Origin of the sequence: Ochrobactrum sp. XJ1 (assembly GCF_024701725.1) — a bacterium.
Classification (GTDB): Bacteria; Pseudomonadota; Alphaproteobacteria; order Rhizobiales; family Rhizobiaceae; genus Brucella; species Brucella anthropi.
In genome coordinates this window covers 332221-359088 of record NZ_VDGD01000005.1, presented here as the reverse complement: position 1 = coordinate 359088, position 26868 = coordinate 332221, and the positions used below count along the sequence as shown (strand labels likewise).

Genomic DNA, 26868 nt, shown 5'->3' with positions numbered 1-26868 from the left:
CTCGCTATTTCGCGGCCAGATCGTAGTAGACGCGGAAGCCGTTCCAGCTCCAGTTCTTCATAGCCTTGTTAACGCCAGCGACATTATAGATCTGGAAAATGAAGGCGTGCGGCCCCTTCTCCATCATCTCCTTCTGCAGATCGATATACATCTGTTTGCGTTTGGCCTCGTCCTTCTCGAACAAAGCCGTGTCGACTTCCTTGTTTACGGCTTCGTTGAAGTAGCTCGCGCGCCAGCTCGGATACATGGTCTGCTTGGCCTCAGCCCGGTTATCAGGATTGAAAATCTGACGCGAAGCATTGCCATGCGCGTCCGGAACGGTGGTCTGCCAGCCCATCAGCGACGTCTGGAACTCCCGACCGCGAATGCGGCTGAACAATTGCGCGTTGGCCATGCGTTCGATCTTGATCTTCACGCCGACCTTGGTGGCGGCATCCTGAATGCTCTGGGCAATCGGAGCCGCATAAGGCGCAGTACTGATAAACATCGTCGTCTCGAAGCCCTTCTCGTAACCGGCTTCCTTCAGTAGTTCACGAGCCTTTTCCACATCGAGTTTGAAGGGCTGCCCTTCCTTCTCATCCAGTGCACCGAAAGCACCTAGCTGCACGAAGCTCGCACGCGGCACGCCGACATTGTTGATGACCGTCTTGCCGAGGCCCTCGTAATCAATGAGATAGCGCATCGCGAGGCGCACCTTTTCATTGGCGAAGATCGAATCGGCATTGTTGAAATTCCAATAGAACAGCGAAGGCTTTAGCGAGCGTGAAGCGGTCACCTTTTGCTGGGCTTCGAGATCGCGCAGGTCCTCCGGCGTCAGATCTCGAGCAATGTCTATGTCACCTTTTTCAAGCAGAAGCCGTTGAGTTCCCGCTTCTGAAACATGGCGGATCAGCACCTGTTTAAGCTTCGGTGCTTCTCCCCAGTAATTGTCGGTCGCCTGAAGGATAACCACTTCGGCGGGGTTCCACCGCACCAGCTTGTAGGGGCCGACGCATTCCGACCGAGTGGCCAGATATTTGTTGCCCATGTCATTATCGACCTGGTTCTCCATCAACACCTTCTGATTAAGAAGGCTGGCAACCCGGTTGGCGGCGATCGCCGCCAGAATGAGATTGACCGGATAAGGCTTGTCCAGCTTGAAAACGACCGTGTTGTCATCTGGCGCCGAGATGGTCTGATCCACATTCTCCTTGGTGAAACCGTACTCCGTCAGTGTCGCAGCATTGCCGAAACCGAGCTTGACTGCGCGCTGGAGCGACCATGCCATATCGCCCGCCGTCGCCTTGTCGCCATTGTCAAACTTCAGGTCATCGCGCATGTGGAACGTGATCTGCAGACCGTCCTGCGAGACGTCCCAGCTTTTGGCGAGTTGCGGCATGATCTTGGTCTCGTCAGCCGGATCGAAATCAACCATTGGGTCGCAGATATTCTGGATGATCTCGTTGGTAGCCGCCTCACCGATCTGTGCTGGGTCAAAAGTGCTGATAGCGTCGATGTTCCACGCCATGACAAGCGCGTTCGGTGGCGACGCGGCCCCAGCAGGGAACGTCGCAGCACTCATACCGGCGACAAGTGCGAGTGCTGTGGTACGGCGCAAGATGGTTGTCTTTTGTTTTTGCATTATTATCCCCTTTTATGGTTGAGCATTTTCGAAAGGTGCCGCGCGAGTCCGCGCGGCACGAAATGCAATTATTCAGCCAGTCAGTCTGCTGGACGCGGTTGGAGCGGCGGATTGACGTCTGACGGGATCGGGCAGGTATAGGGCGTCGTTGCCGTACGAGCCTTGTGATCAGCCTTGGCGTCGTTCAGGGTTTTCTCGTTCTGAAGAACATCAAGCGCAGTGCCCGCCATCACCTTGGCGGCGTAGACCATGCCCTTATGCGCGGCTGGCATCTTGCCTTGTGCCGTGATCTGCCACGAATGACCGGGCGAGCCGATCGCATGTGTTGCCACGCGCGCCTGAACGGTCGGGACGACCCAGCTTACATCGCCCAGATCGGTGGAGCCGATCATCGGCACGCCCTTCTGTTCACGTGGCAAGACGTAGTCGCAAAGAGGTTCATTTGCTGCCAGCGGCTGGCCGACGCGCAAGTAATCGGTTTCAATGTCTTCCTTCGAAAGCGTTGCCTGAATCTCGGCTGCGAAGGCACGGTCCACATCGTCAAACGGCACACCGCCCAGACGTTCCATGTTCGAATGCATCGCGATTTCCAGCGGCGTATTACCGAGCAAGTTCGACACCGCGCTCATAATGGAGATGTTGACGGTCGTTTCCGTCATCATCGCAGCGCCTTCTGCAACCTTCTTCACCCGGTCGTTGAGAGCGAACATACCCGGAAGATCGGTTGCCCGGATGGCGTAGCGCACCTTGGCTTTGGCTTGAACGACATTCGGCGCGATACCGCCCGCATTGAGATAGGCATAGTGAAGACGGCAATCAGAAGGGATGTGTTCACGTAAATAATTGCAACCGACGCTCATCAGCTCCACCGCATCCAGAGCCGAGCGCCCCAGATGCGGTGCCGCGGCGGCGTGGGAGGCCCGTCCGGTAAACTCGAAATCCATGCGCGTATTGGCGAGCGACTGCGCGTCGTCTACCTGGGTGAACGAAGCCGGATGCCAGCAGATGGCAATGTCGACATCATCGAAAGCGCCAGCACGCGCCATGAACGACTTCGCCGCCCCACCTTCTTCCGCCGGGCAACCGTAATAGCGTACACGTCCCTTCTTGCCGGTCTGTTCCAGCCAGTCCTTAACCGCCGTCGCAGCCAAAATGGCGGCGGAACCCAGAAGATTGTGGCCGCAACCATGGCCATGTCCCGTGCCAGGGATCGGACGGGGTTCCGCAATACCCGCTTCTTGGCTGAGGCCCGGAAGGGCATCGTATTCACCCAAGATTGCGATGACCGGTCCACCATCCCCGGCTTCACCCATCACGGCGGTGGGAATGCCCGCTACGTTCTCGGCAATACGGAACCCCTGTTCCTTCAACATTGCAGTATGCTCGGCACAGGACTTATATTCGGTATAAGCGATCTCCGGCATGCCCCAGACGCGGTCACTCAAGGCTTCAAAATCAGCCTTCTTCGCGTCCACCAGATCCCAGATATCTTCACCATTCTTCACGGTGTTCTCTCCCAACAATGTCTTAAAGATTCTCGTCAATGAAACGGGCCAGCGCGCCAAACACGCGGCGCCGATTTTCGATACGCGCGAAGCCATGGCCCTCATGCGGTACACGCAGATATTCGATCGGTTTGCCGAGGCCGCGCAGGCACGAATAAACCATCTCGCTTTCGCACGGCGTGACACGCGGGTCTTCCAGACCATGCGCGATCATCAATGGCGCGGCGATATTGCCTATGCGATTGATGGGCGAGAACCGCTCCAGCTCATCCCGCATGGTTTCGACATCACCATATTCGATGGCGCGCAGTTCCTTGCGCCACGGTCCCGTTGTCTGCAGCAGAGTGAGAAAATTGGCGATCCCGTAATATTCGACACCAAGCTTCCACAGGTCGGGATATTCCGTCATGGCCGAGAGGACCATGAATCCACCATAAGACCGGCCAAACACGCCAATACGACTTTCATCTACGTCACTACGTGCTGCGACCGCCATGCGCACCGCTTTGAGATCGGCGACGCTGTCCATGCGTAGTTCACGGTCGTCGAGATGCTGGTAGTCGCGGCCATAACCGGTGCTGCCGCGAATATTCGGCGCGATGACCATGATGCCCCGTGCCAGCATGTACTGGATGTCCGCCCGGAAATCCGGCCTCCACTGGGCTTCAGGACCGCCATGCACAATGATCATAACTGGATAACCATCACGACCCGGTGCACGCTCCGGCTTGTAGACGAAATACGGAACGTCCAGACCGTCGAAACTTGCAACGCTCGTTACCGTTGGTTCCAGAAAGGCCGGTAATTTCACCTTGGCTTTCGGCGCATCTGTCAGGCGTGTAAAAACACCGCTTTCAACATCGCAGCGCCAGATATCGCCCGACGTCGCAGCACCTTCCACAGGCATGATCAACGACATGCCATCGGGCGTCCATGCAATCGAAGCAACGACCCCAACAACCGGCATCTCTAGCTGTTTCAGCACCGCTCCGTCGCGACCGATCAGAACCAGATCATTCCAGCCCTGACGGTTCAGGACGAGTGCTATCCTGTTCTGATCAGGTGAGATTGCGAGCGCTTCAACATCCTGCCCTTCAAAAGCGGCGAGTTCGGTCAGCCATGCCGCGTCATGCGGCTTGACCATGACCGAGAGATATTCGCGTTCCTGATCGGCAATCAACAGAATACCGGAGCCATCCTTGAAGAATTTCGGCGCCTGATAGTGCGCCCGGCCTTCATGCGGCAGAATATTTTCATAGGCGCCTGTTTCGAGATCGAGGCGGCAGAAGTCCTGATCCGTCATGGCACGCTGGCAATCATTGACCAGAAGCGACTTGCCATCGGGCGCAAAAGCTGCCGGGCTGCGCCAGCCGATACCCTCGTAGACGCATTTCGTCTCGCCCGTCGCAACGGTCATCACATGAATATCCATGTGCGAACGGTCGCGATAATTAGCGCTATAGGCGATCCGGGTGCCATCCGGCGACCAGCAGCCCCAGGCGTGCACCACCGTAGTATCGGTGGTGAGGAGGCGCGGCTCACCTTCGGCGTCTTCGATCAGCCACAGCTGGTGACGTTCGTCGCCACCCCAGTCTGTGGTGATCAGCAGATCACGGTTCTTGGGATTGAAGGCAAGATTGCCGACCGGTTCCGGCAGATTGGTGAGTTGGCGTGGCTTGCCACCTGCAAGCGAGCGCGCCCAAACCTGTGCCGTACCGCTTTCATCGCTGAGATAGACCAGAAGTTCACCGTCCGGCGACACGGCGGGCTTCACCGCCTTGCAGATATCGACGTAGTACGTCATCGAAAGCGATGTATCGGCGGTCCTTGTATCGAACATCGAATTGTCCTCAATTCCAAGCATTGATGAATTGGATTACACCAACTGCCGCGCCAGCCGGGCAGATGCAGCTGCTAGCGCATCAGCCATCGGGCCGATTGTCGACTGGTGATTGGCAAGTGTGACGATGGTGAATCCGGCCTCCGGCCAGGCTTCCTTGAGTTTCCAGGCCGTCATCATCGGCGTCACCGTATCGTATCGCGCCTGCACGATTTCGGCTGGCAGGTGACGAATACGATCAATACTCCCGATGAGATAATTCTCCGGCAAGAAAGCGCGGTTGATGCAATAGTGGGTAAAAATGCGTGATACGGCCAAGGCCGCTTCCGGCTTCAGAAGTTCGGAGACGTGGTTCGTGTCCGGTTCGAAGGTCTGCGTGCGCGCCGAAAATCCGCGCAGGCTCTGGGCCGCCGTCTGTTCTTGTACCGGATCCCCAGACGTTAGCCGCGTATAGTAGGCGGCGAGCAGGTCGGCGCGCTCACTTTCCTGTACGAATTCGGCGAATTCCTGCCAGTGATCCGGGAAAATGGCACGGCAGCCATGGAACCACCAGTCAACATCCTCCTGCCCGCACAGAAATATTCCGTGCAGCCGAAACCCGAGACAGTGCTGCGGATGCGCTATTCCATAGGCAAGCGAAAGACATGATCCCCAAGAGCCTCCGGCCACAAGCCAGCGCTTGATACCCAGTTTTTTGCGCAGGGTGTCCATGTCCGCGATCAGATGCTGTGTGGTGTTTTCAACAATTTCCGCGATAGGGGTGGAACGGCCCGCACCGCGTTGATCGAAGGTAATGACACGATAAGTGTTGAGATCGAAACTGGCAATCTGCTTGGCCGAGACACCCGCACCGGGACCGCCATGTAGAAAGACAGCTGGGATCCCTTTTGGATTACCATATTCCAAAACGGAAAGTTCATGCAGGTCGCTGACCGGCAAGCGAAATTCCTGCACTGGTTGCGCAAGACTTGCCGCTCCACTGGCACTGCTTTGCGGCTCCATATTGTTGAATAGCTGCGCCTTTTCGTCAGAAGGGTAAATCTTCCCCTCCAGAACGCGCTTGGCTTCCGTCATTCATTTCCCCATTTTCGCGCTCGTTTGAAAGGCGCACCAGCCATCGTTACCCGAAGCCAATCTTCTTGCTTTTTCAAGAGCTTGAAGAAAAGCCGAGGAGTAATCTCCCTTGACCGTCAATTTTATTATTTGAAATTTATAGGCAGCAAATTTAGGCTTTGGCCAATGCAATTTTAGACTTGCCATTCCAATATGGAATAGAAAAGCTGACGCTTGTTGAACAAGCCCTGTTAAAAACAGGCAAGCGCTTCGACCCTATCTATATATACCCGTATTTATCTCCCCGTCCAAACCGCACCATGCACGATACATGCCTGGGCTGTTGAACGGCAGGCTGACATTGCCTTTGCGATCCACCGCAACAAGACCGCCAGAGCCACCGATTTCACCCAGCTCGCGGACAACCGCGCCAGCCGCTTCATTGAGCGATTGCCCTGCCCAGCGCATCCGTGCATCCACTTCGTGACCCACCGCCCAGCGAATGAAATATTCTCCGTGACCTGTGGCGGAAAGCGCTACCGTCTCGTCATCCGCCCAGGTTCCAGCACCGATGACCGGGCTGTCGCCAACGCGTCCCGGTGTCTTGGCGGTCATGCCGCCCGTGGATGTGGCTGCCGCCAGATGACCGAAACGATCCAGTGCAACTGCTCCGACAGTGCCATGTTTGCGGGCAGGATCGCCATCGTCGGCGACACCACTGCGACGACGTGCCATTTCGTCGTGCAAGGCCTTGCGACGCTGTTCCGTCGAGAACCATTCCGGCACCATCATTTCCAGACCGGCAGCTTCGCAAAAACGCTTTGCCCCTTCGCCTGCGAAAAATACGTGTTCGGTCTGCTCCATGACTGCACGTGCCGCCAGAACAGGATTGCGTGGCCCGCAAATTCCGGAGATGGCACCGCATGCCCGCGTTGCACCATCCATGATGGCCGCATCCATCTCATGCGTTTCATCCGTCGTGAAAACGGCTCCACGCCCGGCGTTGAAAAGCGGATTTTCTTCCAAGGCAATCACAGATGCCGTCACGGCATCGAGTGCTTTGCCACCTTTACGCAAAACATCCAGTCCAGCCTGCAGGCATTCCCGCAGGCCGGCATGATAGGCTGCTTCCTTCTCTGGCGTCATATTGGCTTTAAGAATGGTTCCAGCGCCGCCATGCAACGCGATGACAGGTACAAATTCGGGCATCGTCATTAACTCGCTGTTGACGTCGCTATTGCGGATCGGAATTATGTGAAGAAGTACGCAAACTATCGAAATGTATCAGCTGGTTTTGATTGGTTCGTTTCGTTTTGTGTATTTTCGAGCTCTCTCGGAAGAGGCAAACTTGAGCAGCGCAGGTGCATCTCGCGAACGAACACTTTTCGCCGCTTCTCGTCATTCTCCTTTATTGCCGCCGCTATACCCAGCCCATACGGGCCGATGAGAAGTCCGGGAGCCAGGTCGGAAACCTTCTTTTCTCTCGCCTCATAATTCGCGGCCTCCGCACGAATTTCTTCGCACTGTGGCGACTGCCATTTGGGATCCTGAATTGAAAGCGAAGACGCATAATTCTGCGGCGATGTCGTGCATCCAACCAAAGTCATTGACAGCAGGCCAGCAATCCCTGCCCCTAAACGTTCGAATACCATTTCATTCCGTTTCTTTATGCGACAGGCTTCACGTGCGATGCCACCGCTTAATCTGAAATATTGCTATTGCCTGCAAGTATTGCATCCGCAGCCAATCCACCTGCCATGCGGTATTCATCCGACCATTCTTCATCATCAAATACGCAAAGCGCAATTGTCGCACATCGCTGCCTCTCCCTCAGGATAGCAAGTGCGATTATATCGATGGGTGCAACTTTTTCGTTCGCTTCTGAGACTTCGAGCCACAAATTTCTGGCCGCATCTTCAATATCACGGGGAAATTCCATGCCGTTTGCCTCTTCACGTGGTTCAATGCGCAAAAATTTCGGCTCGTCGAATCGCAAGCTGTTACCCGCTGTTTCTATCGTTTCACAATTCAATATAGCAGGCACTTCTCAACAATGCCGCATTGAACGAAATTTTCGTTCGACAGCACCCGTTAACGGAAAACATTGATCTGCACGGATATAAAACGCTGAGGGCTACATTTAGCAATGGGCGAGGCAGAGCTTGAAGCCGGACTTATTCTTTAAAATCATACTGGCTTTATGCGCAGTTTTCCTTGTGACTGCCATCATTATCAGACTTTATCACGAGTATCACGACATTGATCCGACCTGGGGCAACTTACGTTCGGGCGTCTACCCAGGTTGGGATACATCAGAGAACTAATTTCCTGAAGTTTCAGAAAACCTGTTTGCCTTGTAAATCAGGCTTCCCGACTCGGCAGCCTCCACGTCAATCCGGATATTCCTGATTTCGATAGATTGTTGCTCGACCGGAAAATCGACTGTTTGTCCCGTATCCGGGTTTTGCAGATCAGTCGCGGTATAACCGCGAATCTCGAAACACATTCTGCCATCGGCGACGCCCAAATAAACGATGTCAAAAATCGTGCCGGACTCGATAGGATCATACTCATCAGGATTTGGTATCTCCAGCCCTTTGGCATAATCGCGCGGGGGGACAACGGGATCGCCACTCAGAACGAACTGGGTCTGACCAAAGGTGTCGGTTGCCGGTGCAGAATGATGCGATGTCTCTTCAGTCCCTGCCGACACCTCAGCACCTGGTGCCTGTTGCGCGTGCAAGTCCGCTGGAAAACTCAGAATACAAGATATGGCCGAGAATATTACAAGCCATCGAATTGTATTCGAACGTTTACCCATCGGCTGCTCCTTTTCCTGAATCGTAAATCAACGGCGTTGTTTTGACCGAAACGCAACGCGCAAGCAATCCTGCATATCAGGTGCTGTTCCTGTTGAAGGCATAGCAGTAACTGTCACGATTTTATGACTGCAATCGCAGATGCCTTCGGTTAGGGTCAGCGCGGGAAGATTATCTTCTGAAACCTCAATAGAGAGGCATGGCATGACGGTTGAAACCAGGTCCGTTCGCATTATTCGGACAGTTGTTGAAACACTGCGCCCACAGTTCAACGTGGAGTTATGGGACGGCACGCGCATCGGTGCATTCGATGGCCCATCATTGGTAATCAACGATCCGACAATCGTTCGACAGCTTCTCCTCAAGCCCAACTATGATTCTCTGATCGATATCTGGACATCGGGTCGTGTGGATATCAGCAATGGTACGATCTTCGACCTCGCAAATGCCAAAACCGATGGAAGTGTGAAGAACAGGCTGAAAGAGCTGCCAAAATGGCAACTACTCAAGGATCTTCCGGCTCTTCTGCTCGCTGGCAAAACCGATGCGCGCGAGGTTCTTGACGGTAAGGAGCCTTTCGTCAGTGGGTCGAGCAAGGAGGCAATTACCCATCATTACGATGTGTCCAACGAGTTCTATCGCTTATTCCTCGATGAGCGAATGGTTTACACATGCGGCTACTTCACGGACTGGGCCAATGATATCGATCAGGCCCAGAAGGACAAGCTGGAACTCATCTGCCGAAAACTACGATTGAAACCAGGTGACCGTCTTCTGGATATCGGTTGCGGTTGGGGTGCCCTCCTGATCTATGCAGTGCAAAACTTTGGCGTCATCGGAACCGGCGTTTCATTGTCGGAGGCACAAACGGCACTTGCCCGAGAGAGGATCAAGCAGGCAGGTCTCGAAGACAGGATCACCATCCACGTCAAATCCTATGCAGAGCTTGACGGGCAGTTCGACAAAATTTCGTCTGTTGGAATGTTCGAGCATGTTGGTATCGCCAATTACGACAGCTATTTCAGTGCCGTGAACCGGCTTCTGCGCCCCGGTGGGCTTTACATGCACCACGCAATCACACGGCGCATGAAGAAGGACAAGAAATCCTTCAAACGCAAAAGTGCAGAACATAAGGCGCTTGTGAAGTATATTTTCCCCGGTGGGGAACTCGATCATCTTGGGATGACGGTAGAAAACCTCGAAGGGCGCGGGTTCGAAGTCCACGACGTCGAAAATCTGCGCGAACATTATGGCCGCACCTGCCGGTTATGGTGCGAACGACTTTATTCCAATTTCGACAAGGCCGTTGCCGAAATCGGTTATCCAAAAGCGCGTCTCTGGTTGCTCTATCTTGCGGGATGTTCACTGGCATTTGAGAGAGGCACCGTCCAGATTAACCAGACCGTGGCTTCAAAACGCAAACGCGGCATTTCCGCTGTGCCGCAGACGAGAGCGGATATTTATACCAGTTTCGGCGAGCCAAGAGGTGGGTAAAGCAGCTTGGGCAATTCCCACCTGACTCACGATTGACTAAACAGTCTCCGCTAACTGGACGCTTTGTACCGGTTTAGCCTGTATCTGGCGCCATAGAGGCGTCATTGCAGCTGTGATGTCTCCATAAAGCGCGTAACGGCGATTATAGTGTCCATCCAGCGCGGCGTTCGGCTTGTAATGCCGATCGGTGCGCACCATGGCATTGGCACCTTCTGCGAAATCGAAGAACAGCCCAACACCGGTCCCCGCCGCAATGGCTGCGCCAAGTGCGCCTGTTTCTCGTGAGACGGCAACAGAAACTGGCACGCCGAGTACATCGGCAAATATCTGGGGCCATAAACGGCTGCGTGAGCCGCCACCGGAAAGCACAGCCTCCTCGAAGGTCGCGCCTGCTTTTCGGATGGTTTCCACATGCTGGCGATGACCGAAGGCAACGCCTTCAAGCAAAGCGCGTATCAGATGCCCCTTCGTATGCCAGCCCGCAATACCGTAAAACCCTGCGCGGGCGTGGCCGTCCTGTTGCGCTCCGTAGAGATAAGGGTGGTAAAGCGGATCATCACTTGCAGGTTCGATGGCTGCGGCGAGACTGCAACAAACATCAAATGGCGAGACATCAGCATGATGGTCTCCTTCAAAAAATTCCCGCACCAGCCATTCAAGATTCGCCGCAGAGGTAGCGCTGTTTTCCATAGCCATGTAACGGCTGCGATCAAAAGTAGAGGTCATGAAGACCGGCCCCTTGAGATCTGGGCCGTCGACAATAATCTGGTTGATGCTCCACGTACCCGCAATGATCGATGCACTTCCTGTGCGTGAGACACCAGAACCTAGCGCCGAAGCTACGACATCGAAGAGACCTCCAACAACAGGTGTACCCGCCGCAAGCCCGGTCTCCCGCGCCACAGCCTCAGTTACATTGCCTGCAATATTGTCGCTTTCGATGAGCGGTGGCAGGATATCCATACAGTCGCCCAAACCGTAAGCTTCCATCAAAGCACTGTCGTAACGGCGCGTTGCAAGATCGAGCAAGCCCGCCCCCGACATGTCGGAAACTTCGCTGAAACGTTTGCCCGTCAAGCGATTGACCACGAAGTCCTTGGAGAAAAATACCGTGCCTATCTGGTCAAACAGTTCAGGCTGGTAGCGCTTCAGCCAGGCAAGCAGCGTCGGGGTTTGGGAGGGCCATGGACGCTGGCGTGCTATCGGATAGGTCTTTGCGCCCACCCCTTTTGCCGTCCACTCTTCAACGAGACCGGTCGCGCGGGTGTCGAGCGACTGGATACCTATGAGCGGATCTCCCTCCCGGTCGAGCGCGTAGAGCCCGTTGCCGTGTCCGGCACAGCCGATAGCGGCAATATCACTCGCCGTTATCCTCGCCTTATCAAGGCAAGCCCGAATAACCCGCTTGGCATTGGACCAGAGCTCGCCAAGGTCACGCTCGACGTGACCGGGATGTGGCATGCGGCTATGTCCTTCTTCACCTGCATGGGCGAGCTCCCGTCCCGAAAGATCAAAAACCACCGCCTTGATGACAGTGTTGCCCGCATCGAGCCCCAACAGATATTTTTGCATGAAGAACCCCTCCCAAGGTCCAACTAATCCAGTAACTCAGCCCTGCTGATAAAGCGAGTAGGCCTCCTCGCCACTCGCATTCTTATGAATAATCGCCATCAACCCACGCACCACGGCGCTTGGATTGGCATGCTGATATATGTTGCGTCCATAGACCATGCCCATTGCACCTTGCTGCATCAAGGCTGCAGATTTTGCAAACACTGCGGAGAGATCTTCCTTACCGCCGCCACGCACCAGCACCGGACAGCGCGCCGTCTCTACGACACGATGGAAATCCTCTGCATTTGTTGTCGGATCTGCCTTGATGATGTCAGCTCCCATTTCGCGGGCAAGCCGCGTAAGCGTCACGATCTTGTCGGCGTCACCATCGACCATGTAGCCGCCGCGCTCTGTGACTGGCTGCATGACGAGCGGTTCGATCATCAGCGGCATACCGTATTTTTCGCAATCTGCCCGGACGCGGGAAATGTTCTGCACGCATTGACGAAAGAGGTCTGGCTCGTCCGGCAGCATGAAGAGGTTCACCACCACGCAGGCCGCATCCATCTGCAACGCTCCGATCAGCGGATCGGCCTCGTTCTGCAGCACAGCCCACATGTCGCGATGGCGAATGCGGTTATAGGGATTGCCCATATCGAGACGCATAACCAGAGCCGGTTTATCCTTGCCGGGAACATCCTGCAGCAGATCGGCCTGACCATAGTTCATCTGGATGGCATCAGGCTTTGCGTCGATCAATGCCTTGATGACAGCTGGCATATTCTCCAAGCCGTCGAGAAAAGAGGGCTCATTGCACACGCCGTGGTCGACAGCCACATCCAGACAGCGACCGTTGCCGAACAGCCGGTTCATCCGGACTTTGCGGTTTTCTCGCATAATTCACTCCTTTGTTCGTTCCTTGCGGAAAGGGTTTCTGCGGCGACGCCGTGGCGCTCGCGCATGAGGGTTAGAAATCGCATCAACTCTGCGTCGCGGTACTTTGGCGACCAGTTTTTCTCCGTCGCCAGCAAATCAAGCACGGCCTCGGTCATGGCGAGAGACAGTTCGCCGGAAATCGCCAATGTCGTGCGCCGCAAAAGCAAGTCATCGAGATGCTCGATCGCTTCGGTACGGATAAGATATGAAAGCTCCCGCCTGCTGTAGGCGGCATTGGGCAAGGCATAATCCGACCCCTCCGCGATAAAGTGGGCGATTTCGGTGGCACCCGTACCGTAGCGCTTGAAAAGTATTTCAACGCGGTCTGCGGGAAGTCTGGTGGCGGTAGTCAATTTTTCGATCCAGATTGCACGATCTTTCGGGAATGCGCGTCCACCGCCTATGGCACGTTCCGTCGTGTCGATCCGTCGCGACAACCCCAGCCGCTTCAACGCCATGTCAGCAGCCATTTCGCCAAAGGAGCGAAAAGTTGTCCATTTTCCGCCAATCATGCAGAGTACGGGAGGACGGTTATCCTGCCCTTCAAGCACCGTGCAGAAATGGTCGCGTGGGATACGGCCCGTAAAACTGTCGTTGCTGGCTGGCAGCGGGCGCACGCCTGCGAACTGGAAGACAATCTCCTCAGGACGTATTTTGATCTCTGGCAGCACGAAAGCGAGCGATTGCAAAATGTAGTCCCGTTCGTCTGCCTCGCAGCGCACGGTGCCGGGATCGTCGACGCGGATATCCGTCGAGCCGACGAGAACTTTGCCGAGATAGGGAAACAGGATGCAGATGCGTCCGTCCTCGTTCTCGTAATAGATCATGTGCCCATCAAGACTGTCACTGAGAGCGGGATTATCGACAATGAGATGCGAGCCTTTGGTGACCCCCATCAGCGGGGCAGGTTGTGCCTCTTTCGGAAACAGTGTGCCATTCGCGATATCGATCCAGCCACCCGTCGCGTTGATGACCAGCCGCGGCTGGATAGAGAGTGTTTCGCTGGAAATACCGTCGAATAACTGAAAATCACCACCGCCACTTTCACAAATTGCCGCATAGTTCAGCGCCTTGGCATTCGGTCCAGCTGAAAGGCCGTCGCGCAGAAGCTCGACCCCAATCCGCTCTGGATGGCTGACCCAAGCATCGAAGTAGGTAGCGGAACTGCGGATCGCGGGATTGAGCGAAGGCCATTTTGCAAGTGTCGTTTTGCGACTGCGAAAACGGTGTTTTGGCATAAGCGCTCGTTTGCGCGTCAGAAAATCGTAGATACCTAATCCTGCTTTGATGGCGATTGCACCACGCCGGCTCGGACGGCGCGTAAGCCCCAGAAAACGTACAATCCCATTTCCTAACCCCGAGAAAATGTCGAAGATCGGAACGGTTGTCGGTAGCGGCGCGACATAGTGGGGAGCATTGCGCAGCAATCTGTCACGCTCGACAAGGGATTCCTTCACGAGGCTGAACTCGCCATTCTCCAGATAACGCAAACCACCGTGAACCATACGTGAAAGCGCAGCGCTGGCGCCCGAACAATAATCGGACTGCTCAACCAGCAGCACGTTCACGCCCTGCAGCGCAAGCTCACGGAAAACGCTGAGCCCGTTAATGCCACCGCCGACGACACAAACGTCCACCTTCGGGCTCTGGCGGAGCCCGTCTAATATCTCTTTTCGGTTCATGATGGCCGTCCGTTATCCGTCCATGTTAACCAGTTGTGCCGAAATGGCCGTGTCGATAGCCGCAAGGTCATCGGACGAAAGCCGGAGCCTTCCTGCCTGCGCATTGTCGAGCGCCTGCGCTGGATTTCTCGCCCCGCAAAGTGCGAAGGTCACTCCCGGCTGCGCCAGCGTCCAAGCAATCACGATCTGGGCTATCGTCGCGCCATGGCGATCGGCGACCGGCTTTATAGCCGTCGCAAAATCCTTTGCCTTCTGCCGGTTGGCAACGGAAAAGCGTGGATTGTCCTTACGTTGATCGTCCCCGGAAAACACACGTTCCGGTCCGATCATGCCAGACAGAAGACCAAGCGCGAGTGAGGAATAGCTCAACGTCGATACATTGTTTGCAGTGGTAAGCGGCAGCAAGTCTTGCTCGATCTCCCGATCGATCATGCTGAACCGCTCCTGGATCGCATCGAGCGCGCCAGTCTGGACATAGTGCTCCAGTTCCGACCGATTGACGTTGCTGGCACCAACAGCCCGGATTTTGCCTGCCTGTTTCAGGTCATCAAGCGCCGCGACGGTCTCTTCGATTGGTGTCGTCGGGTCCTGCCAATGAGTGATGTAAAGATCGATATAATCGGTACCAAGGCGGCGCAAACTTTCTTCCACCTCGTGGATGATCGCATCCCGCCCCAGATAGCGATGGACTGGCTTTCCATCCTGATCGAAGAAGTGCTTACCTTTCCGGGTATGCCAGACGAGGCCGCATTTGGTCGCGATCACCGCCTTGTCGCGGCATCCGGCAATTGCCTTGCCGACAATTTCCTCAGATCGTCCGAGGCCGTAGGCCGGCGCCGTATCGATCAGCGTCACGCCAGCATCCAGCGATGCCTGGATAGCTGTGATGGATTGGGCTTCATCCGTTCCGCCCCACATCCAGCCGCCTATAGCCCATGTACCGAGACCGACTGCGGACGCCCTGACGCCGGAGCGCCCGATTTCGCGGATCAACTGTTCGCCGCTCATGCGAAATATCCTTCTTGGGATGCAAGTTCGAGAATGCGGGCGCCAGTCGCTTCGTCGGTGACGAGCGTATCGAGATGATTGCCGCGAAGAACACTCAGGATAGATTCGGCCTTGTTCAATCCGCTGGCGACACCGATCTTCGTCGGGATGTGCGCAAACTCATTCAGCGTAAGCGAGACCAGCGCACGATTGAGGCTATAGTTGCAAATCCGTCCCTCCACATCGAGCAGATGGGCGAGAAGTTCCGCACTGGCACCGGAATGCTCGATAGCCGTCCGGTCTTCACTCGACGACGGGTGCAGATCGTAATAGGTCGAATCCGTACTGACGATAGAGCCGATACCGACGATGGCCACCTTGGCCTCCCTCGCCCGTTGGAACACGTCAGCGACAGAGCGCATGTTCATCAGCATAGCGCGCTGCGCAGCATCATCTGCGAACAAGGGCGCATGTATCTGATAGGAATGCCCTCCGAGTTTTTCGGCCATCAAGGTCGAGACGTGATTGACGTCAGTATAGTGCTTTCCCTGCACACAGCCCGTTGCTGGAATAACCTCGACATCGAAACGGCGTGGGGTCTGAATTCCAGCGACCACGGAACTCACGCCCTTTCCGCCAGTGATGCAGATCGTGTCACCATCGGCGATTTCTTCAAGAAGCAGGCGGGCAGCGGCTTCCCCCACCGCCAGCAAAGCCGTTTGCGGGTTGTCGGATGCGGTCGGCACAACAATGGCGCGGCTAATGCCACCAAGCGCCAGTAATCGTTCTTCCAGATCGATAAGAGGCTCAACCGGCGACTTGATCTTGATTTCTACAAGGCCAAGCTGGCGGCCGCGTTTGATGAGCCGGTTGACAGTTGCGTGAGAAATCCCGAGCTGGTCCGCAATCTGCGCCTGCGTCAACCCTTCCAGAAAATGCAGGACGAGAGCCTGATGCATCTGGCGGGCAACGACGATTTCCTCACGTGGCGCTGTTGTTCTTGGTTTCAGTTTAGCAATGGGCATATCAGGACGCCTTCCGCTTGTGCAGGAAATGGTCGATCGAAACAGCGGCAAGAAGAATGCAGCCCTTGATCATGTCCTGCCAGTACACCGAAACATTGAGAAGGATCAGCGAGGATGTGACCAGCGAAAGCAGAGCCATGCCGAGAATAGCGCCAAGGATAGTACCTGAACCGCCGCTGAGCGATGCACCGCCGATGACTGCGGCAGCGATAATATTCAGCTCCATGCCAACACCAAAAGTAGGCGTAGCAGCACCGAAGCGGGACATATAAATGACGCCTGCAACACCGGCGAGCGTCGAGCACAACACCGTAACCCAGAATTTGACCTGGTTCGTCTTGATGCCTGAATAGAGCGCCGCTTTCTCATTGCTGCCGGTATAGAACACCTTGCGAAAGGCCGTGGCGCGACGGAGCAGGAAGTCGAACAGAATGACGACGACGACGAAAATCAAAATGACATAGGGGATGCCATAGAATGTGCCCTGCCCCACCGCTTTAAAGCTTGGCGGCAGCGTGAAAAGCGACAGCGGCGTTCCTTTGGTGATGATAAGGCAGAGGCCACGCACAATTACCATGGCTGCCAGCGACGTGATGAAATGGTTGAGGCCAACGACGGTTACAAAGAAACCCTTAATACCGCCGATGGCTGCGCTCGCCGCAATGCCTACAAGCGAAGCCGTCCATGGATCGAGCCCAGCCAGAAAGAGTGCGCCGGAAAGGACCATGGAGAAACAGACCACCGAGCCCACCGAAAGGTCGATGCCCCCGACAATCAACAGGATCGTCATCCCCACCACGACGATGCCTTCCACTGAGAAACTCATCAACATCGCACGAAAATTGCCGAGCGTCAGAAAATGCGGCGACGCAAAACTCATCACCACGGCCAATGCCAGAATGATCGCAATCAAACCGGCTTCACGCATGGTTCCGATGCGCCTTATCGACGAATTTTTTGGCGCAGCCGCTGCCATTGTGTCGATTGCCATTTCACCCTCTCCCATTTTCTTTTCATGCGGCATGATGCGATGCCCGTTCCGCGCCAACGCCTGAAGCAAGAAGGATCACTGCCTCTTCCGACATGGTGTCCGCAGAAAGCTCTCCCGCGATGTGCCCTTCCCGAACGACGAGCACGCGGTCAGCAAGACCAAGCAGTTCCGGCATTTCCGACGAGATGACGATGATGCCAATACCGGAACGCGCAAGCTCCCGCAGCAGGCGATGAATTTCCGCCTTTGCGCCGACATCAATGCCCCGTGTCGGTTCATCCATCAGAATGACTTTGGGCTTTACCGCCAGTTGCTTGGCGATTGCCACTTTCTGCTGATTGCCGCCTGAAAGTGATTTCACAGGCGCTTCGATGCCACCCATGCGCACGGAAAGCCGTTTCGCAAAATCCTCTGCAAGTGCAGCCTCGGCTCGACCGTTCAGAAGTCCGGCGGCATTGGTCAATGATTTCAGGTCCAGCACGGAAATATTCTGCGCGATGGACATCTCCAGGAATACGCCAGAACCTTTGCGGTCTTCTGAAAGATAAACAATGCCGGCCTTGGCTGCGTCGGAATATGAACTGATCTTCTGTGTCTTGCCATGGAGGCGAACTGTTCCCGCGGTGCGTGGACGAAGGCCGCAGATACCTTCGGCAATCTCCGTTCGCCCCGATCCGATAAGGCCACCGACACCAAGAATTTCACCTTTGCGAACGGCAAAGCTTACGTCATTAAAGCGCACGCCATCGCCAATGCCGTCGACTTCGAGAATAATTTCGCCTGCCGCCTCGTGTGATCCAAGCTTATCTGGGTAGAGCTGCGTGATCTCTCGTCCTACCATCCGACGCACCACATCGTCGGGTTTCACATCTGCAATGCGATCGGTGCATACATAACGACCATCGCGGAAAACCGTCACCCGGTCGCAGAGGCTGAAAATCTCGGCCATACGATGACTGATATAGATGATGGAAATGCCATTCGCCTTTAGATCACGGACAATCGAAAAGAGCTGCTGTGCCTCGGTTTCGGTGAGCGCAGCCGTCGGTTCATCCAGAATCAACACACGGCAGTCGAGTGTCAGCGCTTTGGCGATCTCCACGAGCTGCTGGCTAGAAATCGGCAAGTTGGCGACCTTCTGCCGAACATCGATAGCCGCCAGGCGGTTCATCACGATCTGCGCATCACGTTCCAGCGCGCGGTAATTCATGAACGGCGAACGACGGCGATTGGTCGTCGCCATAAACATGTTTTCGGCCACTGTAGCGTCCGGACAAAGCGCTATTTCCTGATGCACCAGACCGATACCAAGCGATTGCGCCACGGCGGGGGAGGCAATGTGAACGGTTTTGCCGTCAATGCGTATCTCACCTTCAGTCGGCTGCAAAACGCCAGCGATAATGCTCATCAGTGTCGATTTACCAGCACCGTTCTCGCCGCAGAGCGCATGGACCTCACCACGTTCAAGCCTGAAATCCACTTGCGTCAGCGCCTTCACCGCTCCGAAATGCTTGGTTACACCGTGGATGGTAAGCACCGGTTCAGCCATCTTTTTCCTCCCTCTCCATTCCAACCATCCGCACCACAGGGCGCGGATGGCTTCTTGAACGGAGCCTATTCCTCAATGCCCTTAGTACCGCGACGCTTCAGATATTTGTCCCAATAGAAGTCGTCCGCGTTTTCTGCGGTCACAATCGAGAGGCCATTATCGACAACGGGAATGCTCATCGGGTTGAAGCCGGAACGCTTGGCGTCATTCATCGGGTCGATCAGTTCCGGATGCTTGGCAAGCCACAGCAGCATGAAGCCCATATAGCCCTGCATGCCCTGGTTCGGATTGATCGAACCGAAGACTTCACCAGCCTTGATCATGTCGAGGATGTTGGCGTTGACGTCGGCACACATGACGAGAACCTTGCCACCGGCTTCCTTGTTCGCCTGAGCAGCCCCAATTGCGGAGTTGGCCTCCGGCATGAAAACCGCACCGAGGTTCGGGTTGGCCTGAATGAGGCTCGACAGTCCCTGATACGCCTTCGTCGGGTCCTGATTGGAAGCAGCACGACCAACCAGCTTCATGTCAGGCCACTTCTCTTCCATGCGGGCGATGAAAGCCGCAATGCGCTTGTCGTGATTATCCTGCCCCGGATTTTCAAGAACAGCATATTCGCCCTTGCCGCCCATTTTCTGGGCGATGGCATCGGCCGCATAGGTGCCTTCTCGTGTGTTGTCCGAGGTGATGAAGGACACACGCTTCGACAACGGAGAATCTGCTGCAAATGTGACGACCGCCGTACCCTGATCGATCGCCCGGTTGATGGGCTCGATGAACGGGTCGGAGTTCATCGGATGAACAAGAATACCAGCTGGATTCTGCGCCAACGCCTGATCGAACGTGGCGATCTGCTTGTTCACGTCATATTCCGGTGTGCCAGTATATTCCGTCTCGCAGCCGAACTGCTGGCCAGCCTGCTTGAACATTTCATAGACGGGAAACCAGTATTCAACGCCAGAAACCATGACGTTCATCACATATTTTTCGCCCGGTTTACAGCGGAACGGATTCTCGGTCTCGGCTGCCGTTGCGGAACCGGCCAGAAGCGTTGCCGCAAGAACCGCCATTGCGGTCGTGCTCAGAAATTTGCGCAAGTGTCCTCCTCGAGGCCAAAGCCCCTCCCAAACGCGCGGAAAGCGTCCCAAAAAACGCCGTTGATCTTTATGAAGACCGGCCCTCCTCCTCGAAGACCAGTATTGATAGCTAATCGCAAAGAAACGCGACTGTCAATATAATTCAGTGTATGAAATATATTTCACACTGTTTGTTCATTTCGCTTATAGTCAAGCTGGATCGGTGGCGAAGCGCATATTTGGTCGATGAAATTTTTGACACTGACCGCGTATTCCTTACTTCTGAAAATGGCGGCCACTTCCGACATGATCGGCTTTCCGATTATTGGACGGAAAACCGTATTGGGCATGTGCACGACGTTTCTCACCACGCCCGGTATGACCGATATACCGGCACCCAGCGATACCTGTGTCAGGACAGCAAGAAGACCGCCCGGCTTTGCAATAATCCTCGGAGTGAAGCTTCCTCGTTTCGCGACTTCATATGTGCCCGCCTCCTGTTCCGGCAGAATAAACCGGCTTTCTGCAAGAAAAGCGTACTGGTTCTCCACCTCAGCAACCGCAAGCCGATGGTCAGAGGGCAGCGCCAGACAAAAATAGTCTCGTAGCAAAACATAGGCGCCGAGTGACGGTGGGAGCGTCATCGGCATACGGACGAAGCCAATGTCGAGATGCCCGCCTTCAATGAGCTTCGGTAGATCCTCCATCGGAAATTCGCGCGAATGAAGCTCCACTTGGGGCCAATCATGCGAGAAACGACTGATTTGCATCTGCAAGGCTCCGGCATAAGCCGCCGAGCCGACATAGCCAATTTCGATCCGCCCGATCTCCCCTCGTCCAGCTCTGCGGCCGACACTTTCCGCCTTATTGAATTGATCCAGCACCAATCTCGCTTCCTTCAGAAACACCTCACCCGCGGGAGTGATTGCGACTGAGCGTTTGGTTCTGAAGAAAAGTTTCGTACCGAGCCGCCGCTCGATTTCCTGTATCTGAACCGTGAGCGTCGGAGCCGCAATGTTCAACCGTTCTGCCGCTCTGGAAAAATGAAGCTCCTCAGCGAGTGTCAAAAAATAACGAAGATGCCTGAGGTCCATGAGTGGCTCCAATAATTAGGTAAAAACTAATATTATCTCAAAACACCACGAATGAAAGAAATTCAAACATCCTGTTTATTGGCACCTCAAATGTAATGAAGGAAGTCCAATGTCCGCCCATTCTGTCAGAATCCTCGCCTCGTTGACCGCAACGATGACCCTCGCCGCAGCCTTCCCGGCATTGGCAATCGAATTGCCGACAAAGCCTTATCTTACCCTTGAAGCTGCCCGCTCCGTCGTAGCTGCTGCCGAAAAAGAAGCGACAGCGAACGGCTGGCCCTGCGTGATCTCAGTCGTCGATGCAGAAGGTCTGCCGATCCTCACGATACGCATGGATAACGCGTCAGTACCCGCTGGCGTCGAGCTCGCGCCCGGCAAAGCTCGCACAGCCGCGCTTTTCCGTCGGGAAAGCGGCGCTCTCGAGGATGCTATCAACGGGGCTCGCCCTGCCGCTATCACGGCGCGCGGTTTCGTACTCATGCGCGGAGGAGTTCCAATCACGGTGAATGGTACGATTGTTGGCGCCATTGGCGTATCAGCCGACACAACCGATCATGACCAGCAGATTGCGAAGGCTGGTGCAGCAGCATTGACAATCAAATGACAACTGTTCTCGCATCCGCGCCGCGCGTTACCAATTCAACTTTCATTTTGCTGACAGCCTCGACCGGTTGCGCAATGACCGTGCTGGACACAAATGTTGTCGCGATGGTCCTACCGACCATTGCACGGGAATTTTCGGCAAGTTTTGCTGACGTAGAGTGGGTCATCAGCACTTATGTCCTTTGCTTCGCGTCGCTGCTCTTGCCAGCTGGCGCTCTAGCCGACCGGTTCGGGCGTCGCACTGTCTTTCTGATTGGAATTGGTGCGTTCGCATTCTCATCCTGGCTTTGTGGTGTAGCAGATTCAGCCACTTCACTTTACCTTGCTCGCGCGTTGCAAGGCGCCAGTGCCGCCTTCCAGCTCGCGCCTGCGCTCGCGATCATTGGCCATACGTTCCATCGCGATGAGGAACGTAACCGTGCATGGTCAATCTGGGGCGGCATCATGGGCCTGACCATGGTGCTGTCACCGATTATCGGAGGCCTTATCGCCCATAGTCTCGGCTGGCGCTGGGCATTCTACATAAACATACCTATCGGCATTGTGTTGGCACTGGCTACGCTGCGTTCCATCACCGATTCAAAAGATGAAAATGCGCGGCGCGTTGATCCAATCGGCATCGTTGCATTTGCGAGTACAATGTTCGGCCTCACATGGGGACTTATCAATGGACAGGCACATGGCTGGACCTCTTCAACCGCGATTGCAGGATTTGTCGGCGGCTTGGCCGGTCTGGCTATTTTCTTGGTTGCGGAGACTGTCCAGCAGCGTCCGATGCTCGATCTCAGCCTATTTCGCAATCCTCGCTTTATAGGCGGGGTTTGGGCGATGTTTGCCTATGCAGCCTGCGCTCAAGTGATGGCGTCCATGCTGCCGCTATTCCTTCAAAACGGCTTCGGTCAGCCGCCATTGCAAGCTGGTTTTGCTATGCTTCCATTTGCAAGCGCGATGCTGATCTTCCCCAATGTCGGGCGTTTTCTCGGAAAGAGAATGTCGTCACGGGAAATTCTGTCCTTTGGACTCATGATCGTGGGTATCGGTAGTCTTGTGACAAGCTTCGGCGCACATTCCGGCGCCTGGTCTATCGTTATGTCCGGTATGTTTCTGATTGGGAGCGGTGGCGGCTTGCTGAATGGTGAAACCCAGAAAGCGATCATGAGTACCGTTGCACGCGACCGTGCCGGGATGGCATCGGGCATCAGCACAACCGCCCGATTTACCGGCATTCTGCTCGGCTTCGCGGTCCTGAGCGGAGTGCTTGCAAGTGCTGTCCGGACTCACTTAATGCAGGCGGGCTGCAACGATCCGACATGCCGTGAAAATTTTGCTGACGCGATAGTCGCGGGCGACTTGCCCAACGCACTTGGTATGGTCGCACCTTCAGCGAGGATCGCCGCAACCGAACTTGCCATGCGAGGTTATTCTGCCGGCTTCTCGGTTGCAATTCTGGTTTCTGCAATCGTGGCCATCGCCTCCTCGCTTTTGGTCTACTGCCTGATGAAACGACAATAGCTTTCAGGCGAGAAGCTCTATTCTTTCTTGTATAGCGTGCGCGACCGCTCAAGATGTCGGAGCATGGCAGCCTCGGCGCGGTCCGCATCCTTAGCCGACAAGCAATCCAATATTTCCTCGTGTTCAACAAGGGTATATTTCTCTTTGCCTGTCCAGATAAGCATATGAGTGTGATACTCTTTCAGCCAAGCCAGCATAGCTTCGCTTACTGCGACCAATATTGGATTGCCAGCAATTCTAGCTATCCGGACATGAAACTCCATATCGGCAGCGATGAATGCGTCTGCATCACCGAGCGATTTCCGCTGCCGTTCGATGATCTCCCGCAGCTCGGCGATATCATCTTCCGTTGTCTTCTGTGCAATCTCGCGAACAATACCGCGCTCGAAGAAAATTCGCGCGCTCTTCAAATCTTCCAGCGTGTCCATCGATTGCGCAATCATGATCTTCGCAGTCGGATCCACCTGCTGAAAAATCGACTTTGCCGTCAACTTCAAAACCTTGGCACGCTCACCATGCGAGATGCTGACCAGTCCCATCTTGGCAAGTGACTGCATCGCCTCGCGGATCGCGGGACGTCCGACGCCAAAACGCTCCATCAGAACGCGCTCGGACGGCATCTCGTCGCCCGGCGTCAATTCACCGGAAGTAATCATGTTTTCGAGCCGGTCGAAAACTTCGTCGGATAGTTTGCGGCGAATGATGGGTTCAATTGCTTGGGTCATTGCGTCTCACTGCTCATGAGCTTTTCTCCCTTATGCATCTTCAAATGCTCTGAGGAAAGCCGTTACCCACACTCTCGCGACCGGTTAACAATTTTCCGCTTGCAGATATTGGAATACTCATTATACCAGTTCGCACTCAAACACCATGCGCTTATTGTAGGCGCAACGAAAACCGTGAGTGACGACAATTCCGATGAACATCTGTTTGACCTATCGCATTGAGACAACCGGCAGCATCGAACAGATGGCCGCCAAGATCGCGAGCGATCAGTCGACCGGCACTTTCGTCGCCGTTCCGGGTGAGACGGAAGAACTGAAGGCGCGGGTTGCAGCACGTGTTCTCGAAATTCGCCCGCTTGAAGACGCAATGGTGCCTACATGGCCGGAGCTTGAGCCAGGTCACGGGCCGATCAAGCGCGCTGACGTCGATATTGCTTTTCCGCTTGATGCTATCGGCACCGATTTAGCAGCGCTGATGACAATTGCCGTTGGCGGCGTCTATTCGATCAAGGGCATGACCGGCATCCGCGTTGTCGATATGAAGCTGCCGGAAGCCTTCAAAAGCGCGCATCCGGGTCCGCAATTCGGCATTGCCGGAAGCCGTCGTCTGACAGGCGTTGAAAAGCGCCCGATCATCGGCACCATCGTCAAGCCAGCACTCGGTCTGCGTCCACATGAGACAGCAGAACTCGTAGGCGAACTCATTGAGTCGGGCGTCGATTTCATCAAGGACGATGAAAAGCTGATGAGCCCGGCCTACTCGCCGCTTAAAGAGCGCATCGCCGCGATCATGCCGCTCATTCTCAATCACGAACAGAAGACCGGCAAAAAGGTGATGTATGCTTTCGGCATCTCCCATGCCGATCCTGACGTCATGATGCGCAACCACGACATGGTGCTAGAGGCTGGCGGCAATTGCGCTGTGGTCAACATCAACTCGGTTGGCTTTGGGGGCATGAGCTTCTTGCGCAAGCGCTCGGGCCTCGTGCTTCATGCCCATCGCAACGGTTGGGACATCCTGACCCGCAATCCGGGCGCCGGTATGGATTTCCGCGTTTATCAGCAGTTCTGGCGGCTGCTCGGCGTCGATCAGTTCCAGATCAACGGCATCCGCGTCAAATATTGGGAGCCGGACGAAAGCTTCGTCAATTCGTTCAAGGCTGTCAGCACGCCGCTGTTCGACCCGTCAGATTGCCCGCTTCCTGTCGCCGGTTCCGGGCAATGGGGTGGACAGGCGCCTGAAACCTATGAGCGCACGGGCCGCACGACAGACCTGCTTTATCTGTGCGGCGGCGGCATTGTCAGCCATCCAGGTGGCCCAGCTGCCGGTGTTCGCGCTGTGCAGCAAGCATGGGAAGCAGCAGTTGCGGGTATCCCGCTTGAAACTTACGCCGCAGATCACCCCGAACTTGCAGCCTCGCTCGCAAAATTCGGGAAAGGTGGCGAGTAATGTCACAGGCTTCCAACGAACTGCTGTTGTCTTATTACGGTGACGACCTCACAGGCTCGACCGATGTTATGGAAGCCATGGCTTCCAACGGCGTCGACACTGTACTGTTCATGAATGTGCCGGATGAAGAACTTCTTTCGCGCTTTTCACACTGCAAGGCTATCGGTCTTGCAGGCACCAGCCGCAGCGAAACGCCGGAATGGATGCAGGAAAATCTCACGCCAGCGTTCAACTGGCTTAAAAGCCTGAATACTGCGATTGCGCATTACAAAGTCTGCTCGACATTCGATTCCGCACCACATGTCGGCAATATCGGTAAGGCTGTTGAAATCGGCAAAGCGATCTTTAATCAGGCCTATGTGCCGTTGATTGTCGGTGCGCCGCAGCTCAAGCGTTACACCGCTTTCGGCAATCTCTTTGCGGCCTATCAGGGCGAAACCTACCGCATCGACCGCCATCCGGTCATGAGCCACCATCCGGTCACGCCCATGCATGAAGCAGACCTGCGCGTGCATCTGGCAAAGCAGACCGTACTGAAAACAGTGCTTGCTGATCTCGTAGCGCTTTCAGCCGCAGATGCAAATGATCGCGTAAACACCATTGCCAAAAATGCTGACGGCATGTTGCTGTTCGACGTCGACAGCCATGAAAGCCAGTTGCAGGCAGGTGAACAGCTTTGGCGTCTGCGTCCTGATGCGGGTTGGTTCGTTGCAGGCTCGTCGGGCGTTGAATATGCGCTTCTGGCCGCATGGGCCAAGGCCGAACTGATCGGCACGAAAAAAGATTTTCCGCTTCCCGGCAAGGCTGACCGCATTGCGGTCGTTTCAGGAAGCGTCTCACCGACGACGGAACGTCAGATCCGCCACGCGACCGCATCGGGCTTTACCGGCATTGATCTCAACCCACTCGATCTTCTGGGTGAGAATGGCAATCAGGCAATCGAAGCTGCCATTGCTGACGGCCAGAAAGCGCTCCAGCAGGGCAACAGCGTTATCCTCAACACCGCCCTTGGTCCGTCGGCTGATCGCGGTACAGAAATCGATAAGATTGCAGGCAGCCGCCACCAGCTGGCCCGCAGCCTCGGCTTCATCCTCCGCAGCCTTGTTGAGCGCGAAAGTCTTACCCGCGCAGTCATTGCAGGCGGCGACACTTCCAGCCACGCATTGCGTGAATTGCATGTCGATGCACTCACCACGCTTTTGCCGCTTCCACAAACTCCGGGGTCGCCGCTTTGCACGGCACACGGCGCTCACGCCGCCACCAACGGCCTCCAGATTGCCCTCAAGGGCGGTCAGGTCGGTTCTGACGGTTATTTCAGTCAGATTCGCGACGGCCTGACCGCTTGAATCTGG

23 protein-coding genes are annotated in these 26868 nt (G+C 55.3%); 5 read left to right on the top strand and 18 right to left on the bottom strand.

Going from position 1 to position 26868, the window contains the following annotated elements; translation table 11 throughout:
• Positions 1–4 precede the first annotated feature (4 nt).
• From FG152_RS11395 to FG152_RS11360, 8 genes are all read right to left on the bottom strand, one after another.
• A complete protein-coding gene (locus tag FG152_RS11395) occupies positions 5–1621 on the bottom strand; it encodes an ABC transporter substrate-binding protein (protein WP_010661720.1) in 1617 nt (538 codons plus the stop codon).
• Positions 1622–1701: 80 nt separating this feature from the next.
• Positions 1702–3126: a M20 family metallopeptidase gene (locus FG152_RS11390; protein ID WP_010661719.1), complete on the bottom strand. Its 1425-nt coding sequence runs from the start codon at positions 3124–3126 to the stop codon at positions 1702–1704.
• Positions 3127–3148: 22 nt separating this feature from the next.
• On the bottom strand, positions 3149–4966 hold the full coding sequence (locus tag FG152_RS11385) for a S9 family peptidase (RefSeq protein ID WP_151577130.1): 1818 nt from the start codon (positions 4964–4966) through the stop codon (positions 3149–3151).
• Between the two features lie 36 nt (positions 4967–5002).
• Positions 5003–6040, bottom strand: a complete 1038-nt coding sequence (pip, locus tag FG152_RS11380) for a prolyl aminopeptidase (protein ID WP_010661717.1) — start codon at positions 6038–6040, stop codon at positions 5003–5005.
• 255 nt (positions 6041–6295) lie between these two features.
• Positions 6296–7228, bottom strand: a complete 933-nt coding sequence (locus FG152_RS11375; protein WP_105529419.1) for an isoaspartyl peptidase/L-asparaginase family protein — start codon at positions 7226–7228, stop codon at positions 6296–6298.
• A 62-nt stretch (positions 7229–7290) separates the two neighbouring features.
• A complete protein-coding gene (locus FG152_RS11370; RefSeq protein ID WP_010661047.1) occupies positions 7291–7671 on the bottom strand; it encodes a hypothetical protein in 381 nt (126 codons plus the stop codon).
• A 47-nt stretch (positions 7672–7718) separates the two neighbouring features.
• Positions 7719–8051 (bottom strand): hypothetical protein, encoded by a 333-nt coding sequence (locus FG152_RS11365; RefSeq protein ID WP_010661046.1) that lies wholly within the window; start codon positions 8049–8051, stop codon positions 7719–7721.
• Positions 8052–8339: 288 nt separating this feature from the next.
• Positions 8340–8840 carry a hypothetical protein gene (locus FG152_RS11360; RefSeq protein ID WP_010661045.1) on the bottom strand — a complete coding sequence of 167 codons (501 nt, stop codon included), beginning with the start codon at positions 8838–8840 and terminating at the stop codon, positions 8340–8342.
• 202 nt (positions 8841–9042) lie between these two features.
• Between FG152_RS11360 and FG152_RS11355 the strand changes: the two genes are divergently transcribed.
• Complete coding sequence (locus FG152_RS11355; protein WP_010661044.1) at positions 9043–10332, top strand: SAM-dependent methyltransferase; 1290 nt, start codon at positions 9043–9045, stop codon at positions 10330–10332.
• 36 nt (positions 10333–10368) lie between these two features.
• Here FG152_RS11355 and FG152_RS11350 read toward each other — a convergent pair whose 3' ends face one another.
• From FG152_RS11350 to FG152_RS11310, 9 genes are all read right to left on the bottom strand, one after another.
• Positions 10369–11904, bottom strand: a complete 1536-nt coding sequence (locus FG152_RS11350; RefSeq protein ID WP_010661043.1) for an FGGY-family carbohydrate kinase — start codon at positions 11902–11904, stop codon at positions 10369–10371.
• Positions 11905–11940: 36 nt separating this feature from the next.
• The gene (locus FG152_RS11345) at positions 11941–12783 is read right to left on the bottom strand and encodes a class I fructose-bisphosphate aldolase (protein ID WP_010661042.1); all 843 of its coding nucleotides are present in this window, start codon (positions 12781–12783) and stop codon (positions 11941–11943) included.
• A complete protein-coding gene (locus tag FG152_RS11340) occupies positions 12756–14504 on the bottom strand; it encodes a glycerol-3-phosphate dehydrogenase/oxidase (protein ID WP_010661041.1) in 1749 nt (582 codons plus the stop codon). The genes FG152_RS11345 and FG152_RS11340 overlap by 28 nt, the downstream gene beginning before the upstream one ends.
• 12 nt (positions 14505–14516) lie before the next feature.
• The gene (locus FG152_RS11335) at positions 14517–15512 is read right to left on the bottom strand and encodes an aldo/keto reductase (protein ID WP_010661040.1); all 996 of its coding nucleotides are present in this window, start codon (positions 15510–15512) and stop codon (positions 14517–14519) included.
• Entirely contained in the window at positions 15509–16516 is a 1008-nt protein-coding gene (locus FG152_RS11330; protein ID WP_010661039.1) for a sugar-binding transcriptional regulator, read from the bottom strand. Before FG152_RS11330 ends, FG152_RS11335 begins: the two co-directional genes overlap by 4 nt.
• Before the next feature lies 1 nt (position 16517).
• Positions 16518–17507, bottom strand: coding sequence for an ABC transporter permease (locus FG152_RS11325; protein ID WP_498986520.1), 990 nt, complete (start codon positions 17505–17507; stop codon positions 16518–16520).
• A gap of 22 nt (positions 17508–17529) precedes the next feature.
• On the bottom strand, positions 17530–19056 hold the full coding sequence (locus FG152_RS11320; RefSeq protein WP_010661037.1) for a sugar ABC transporter ATP-binding protein: 1527 nt from the start codon (positions 19054–19056) through the stop codon (positions 17530–17532).
• 65 nt (positions 19057–19121) lie between these two features.
• A complete protein-coding gene (locus FG152_RS11315; RefSeq protein WP_010661036.1) occupies positions 19122–20153 on the bottom strand; it encodes a substrate-binding domain-containing protein in 1032 nt (343 codons plus the stop codon).
• Between the two features lie 161 nt (positions 20154–20314).
• The gene (locus tag FG152_RS11310) at positions 20315–21226 is read right to left on the bottom strand and encodes a LysR substrate-binding domain-containing protein (protein ID WP_010661035.1); all 912 of its coding nucleotides are present in this window, start codon (positions 21224–21226) and stop codon (positions 20315–20317) included.
• A gap of 109 nt (positions 21227–21335) precedes the next feature.
• Between FG152_RS11310 and FG152_RS11305 the strand changes: the two genes are divergently transcribed.
• Together FG152_RS11305 and FG152_RS11300 are read left to right on the top strand one after the other, a co-directional pair.
• Entirely contained in the window at positions 21336–21830 is a 495-nt protein-coding gene (locus FG152_RS11305) for a GlcG/HbpS family heme-binding protein (RefSeq protein WP_010661034.1), read from the top strand.
• Entirely contained in the window at positions 21827–23341 is a 1515-nt protein-coding gene (locus FG152_RS11300; protein ID WP_010661033.1) for an MFS transporter, read from the top strand. Before FG152_RS11305 ends, FG152_RS11300 begins: the two co-directional genes overlap by 4 nt.
• 17 nt (positions 23342–23358) lie before the next feature.
• Here FG152_RS11300 and FG152_RS11295 read toward each other — a convergent pair whose 3' ends face one another.
• Positions 23359–24066, bottom strand: a complete 708-nt coding sequence (locus FG152_RS11295) for a transcriptional regulator NanR (RefSeq protein ID WP_010661032.1) — start codon at positions 24064–24066, stop codon at positions 23359–23361.
• Positions 24067–24259: 193 nt separating this feature from the next.
• On the opposite strand from FG152_RS11295, the gene oiaX reads away from it, so the two are divergent.
• Together oiaX and FG152_RS11285 are read left to right on the top strand one after the other, a co-directional pair.
• Positions 24260–25516, top strand: a complete 1257-nt coding sequence (gene oiaX / locus FG152_RS11290; protein ID WP_010661031.1) for a 3-oxo-isoapionate-4-phosphate decarboxylase OiaX — start codon at positions 24260–24262, stop codon at positions 25514–25516.
• Positions 25516–26862: a four-carbon acid sugar kinase family protein gene (locus FG152_RS11285; protein ID WP_010661030.1), complete on the top strand. Its 1347-nt coding sequence runs from the start codon at positions 25516–25518 to the stop codon at positions 26860–26862. Before oiaX ends, FG152_RS11285 begins: the two co-directional genes overlap by 1 nt.
• Positions 26863–26868: the final 6 nt, after the last annotated feature.

Bases quoted from the DNA above. Each gene is read 5' to 3' on its own strand.
- pip (WP_010661717.1), bottom strand. From the start codon at position 6,040: ATGACGGAAGCCAAGCGCGTTCTGGAGGGGAAGATTTACCCTTCTGAC.
- FG152_RS11355 (WP_010661044.1), top strand. From the start codon at position 9,043: ATGACGGTTGAAACCAGGTCCGTTCGCATTATTCGGACAGTTGTTGAA.
- FG152_RS11385 (WP_151577130.1), bottom strand. From the start codon at position 4,966: ATGTTCGATACAAGGACCGCCGATACATCGCTTTCGATGACGTACTAC.
- FG152_RS11325 (WP_498986520.1), bottom strand. From the start codon at position 17,507: ATGGCAATCGACACAATGGCAGCGGCTGCGCCAAAAAATTCGTCGATA.
- FG152_RS11375 (WP_105529419.1), bottom strand. From the start codon at position 7,228: ATGCCCGAATTTGTACCTGTCATCGCGTTGCATGGCGGCGCTGGAACC.
- FG152_RS11330 (WP_010661039.1), bottom strand. From the start codon at position 16,516: ATGCCCATTGCTAAACTGAAACCAAGAACAACAGCGCCACGTGAGGAA.
- FG152_RS11310 (WP_010661035.1), bottom strand. From the start codon at position 21,226: ATGGACCTCAGGCATCTTCGTTATTTTTTGACACTCGCTGAGGAGCTT.
- FG152_RS11335 (WP_010661040.1), bottom strand. From the start codon at position 15,512: ATGAGCGGCGAACAGTTGATCCGCGAAATCGGGCGCTCCGGCGTCAGG.
- FG152_RS11350 (WP_010661043.1), bottom strand. From the start codon at position 11,904: ATGCAAAAATATCTGTTGGGGCTCGATGCGGGCAACACTGTCATCAAG.
- FG152_RS11370 (WP_010661047.1), bottom strand. From the start codon at position 7,671: ATGGTATTCGAACGTTTAGGGGCAGGGATTGCTGGCCTGCTGTCAATG.
- FG152_RS11295 (WP_010661032.1), bottom strand. From the start codon at position 24,066: ATGACCCAAGCAATTGAACCCATCATTCGCCGCAAACTATCCGACGAA.
- FG152_RS11395 (WP_010661720.1), bottom strand. From the start codon at position 1,621: ATGCAAAAACAAAAGACAACCATCTTGCGCCGTACCACAGCACTCGCA.
- FG152_RS11340 (WP_010661041.1), bottom strand. From the start codon at position 14,504: ATGAACCGAAAAGAGATATTAGACGGGCTCCGCCAGAGCCCGAAGGTG.
- FG152_RS11360 (WP_010661045.1), bottom strand. From the start codon at position 8,840: ATGGGTAAACGTTCGAATACAATTCGATGGCTTGTAATATTCTCGGCC.
- FG152_RS11345 (WP_010661042.1), bottom strand. From the start codon at position 12,783: ATGCGAGAAAACCGCAAAGTCCGGATGAACCGGCTGTTCGGCAACGGT.
- FG152_RS11285 (WP_010661030.1), top strand. From the start codon at position 25,516: ATGTCACAGGCTTCCAACGAACTGCTGTTGTCTTATTACGGTGACGAC.
- FG152_RS11305 (WP_010661034.1), top strand. From the start codon at position 21,336: ATGTCCGCCCATTCTGTCAGAATCCTCGCCTCGTTGACCGCAACGATG.
- FG152_RS11320 (WP_010661037.1), bottom strand. From the start codon at position 19,056: ATGGCTGAACCGGTGCTTACCATCCACGGTGTAACCAAGCATTTCGGA.
- FG152_RS11300 (WP_010661033.1), top strand. From the start codon at position 21,827: ATGACAACTGTTCTCGCATCCGCGCCGCGCGTTACCAATTCAACTTTC.
- oiaX (WP_010661031.1), top strand. From the start codon at position 24,260: ATGAACATCTGTTTGACCTATCGCATTGAGACAACCGGCAGCATCGAA.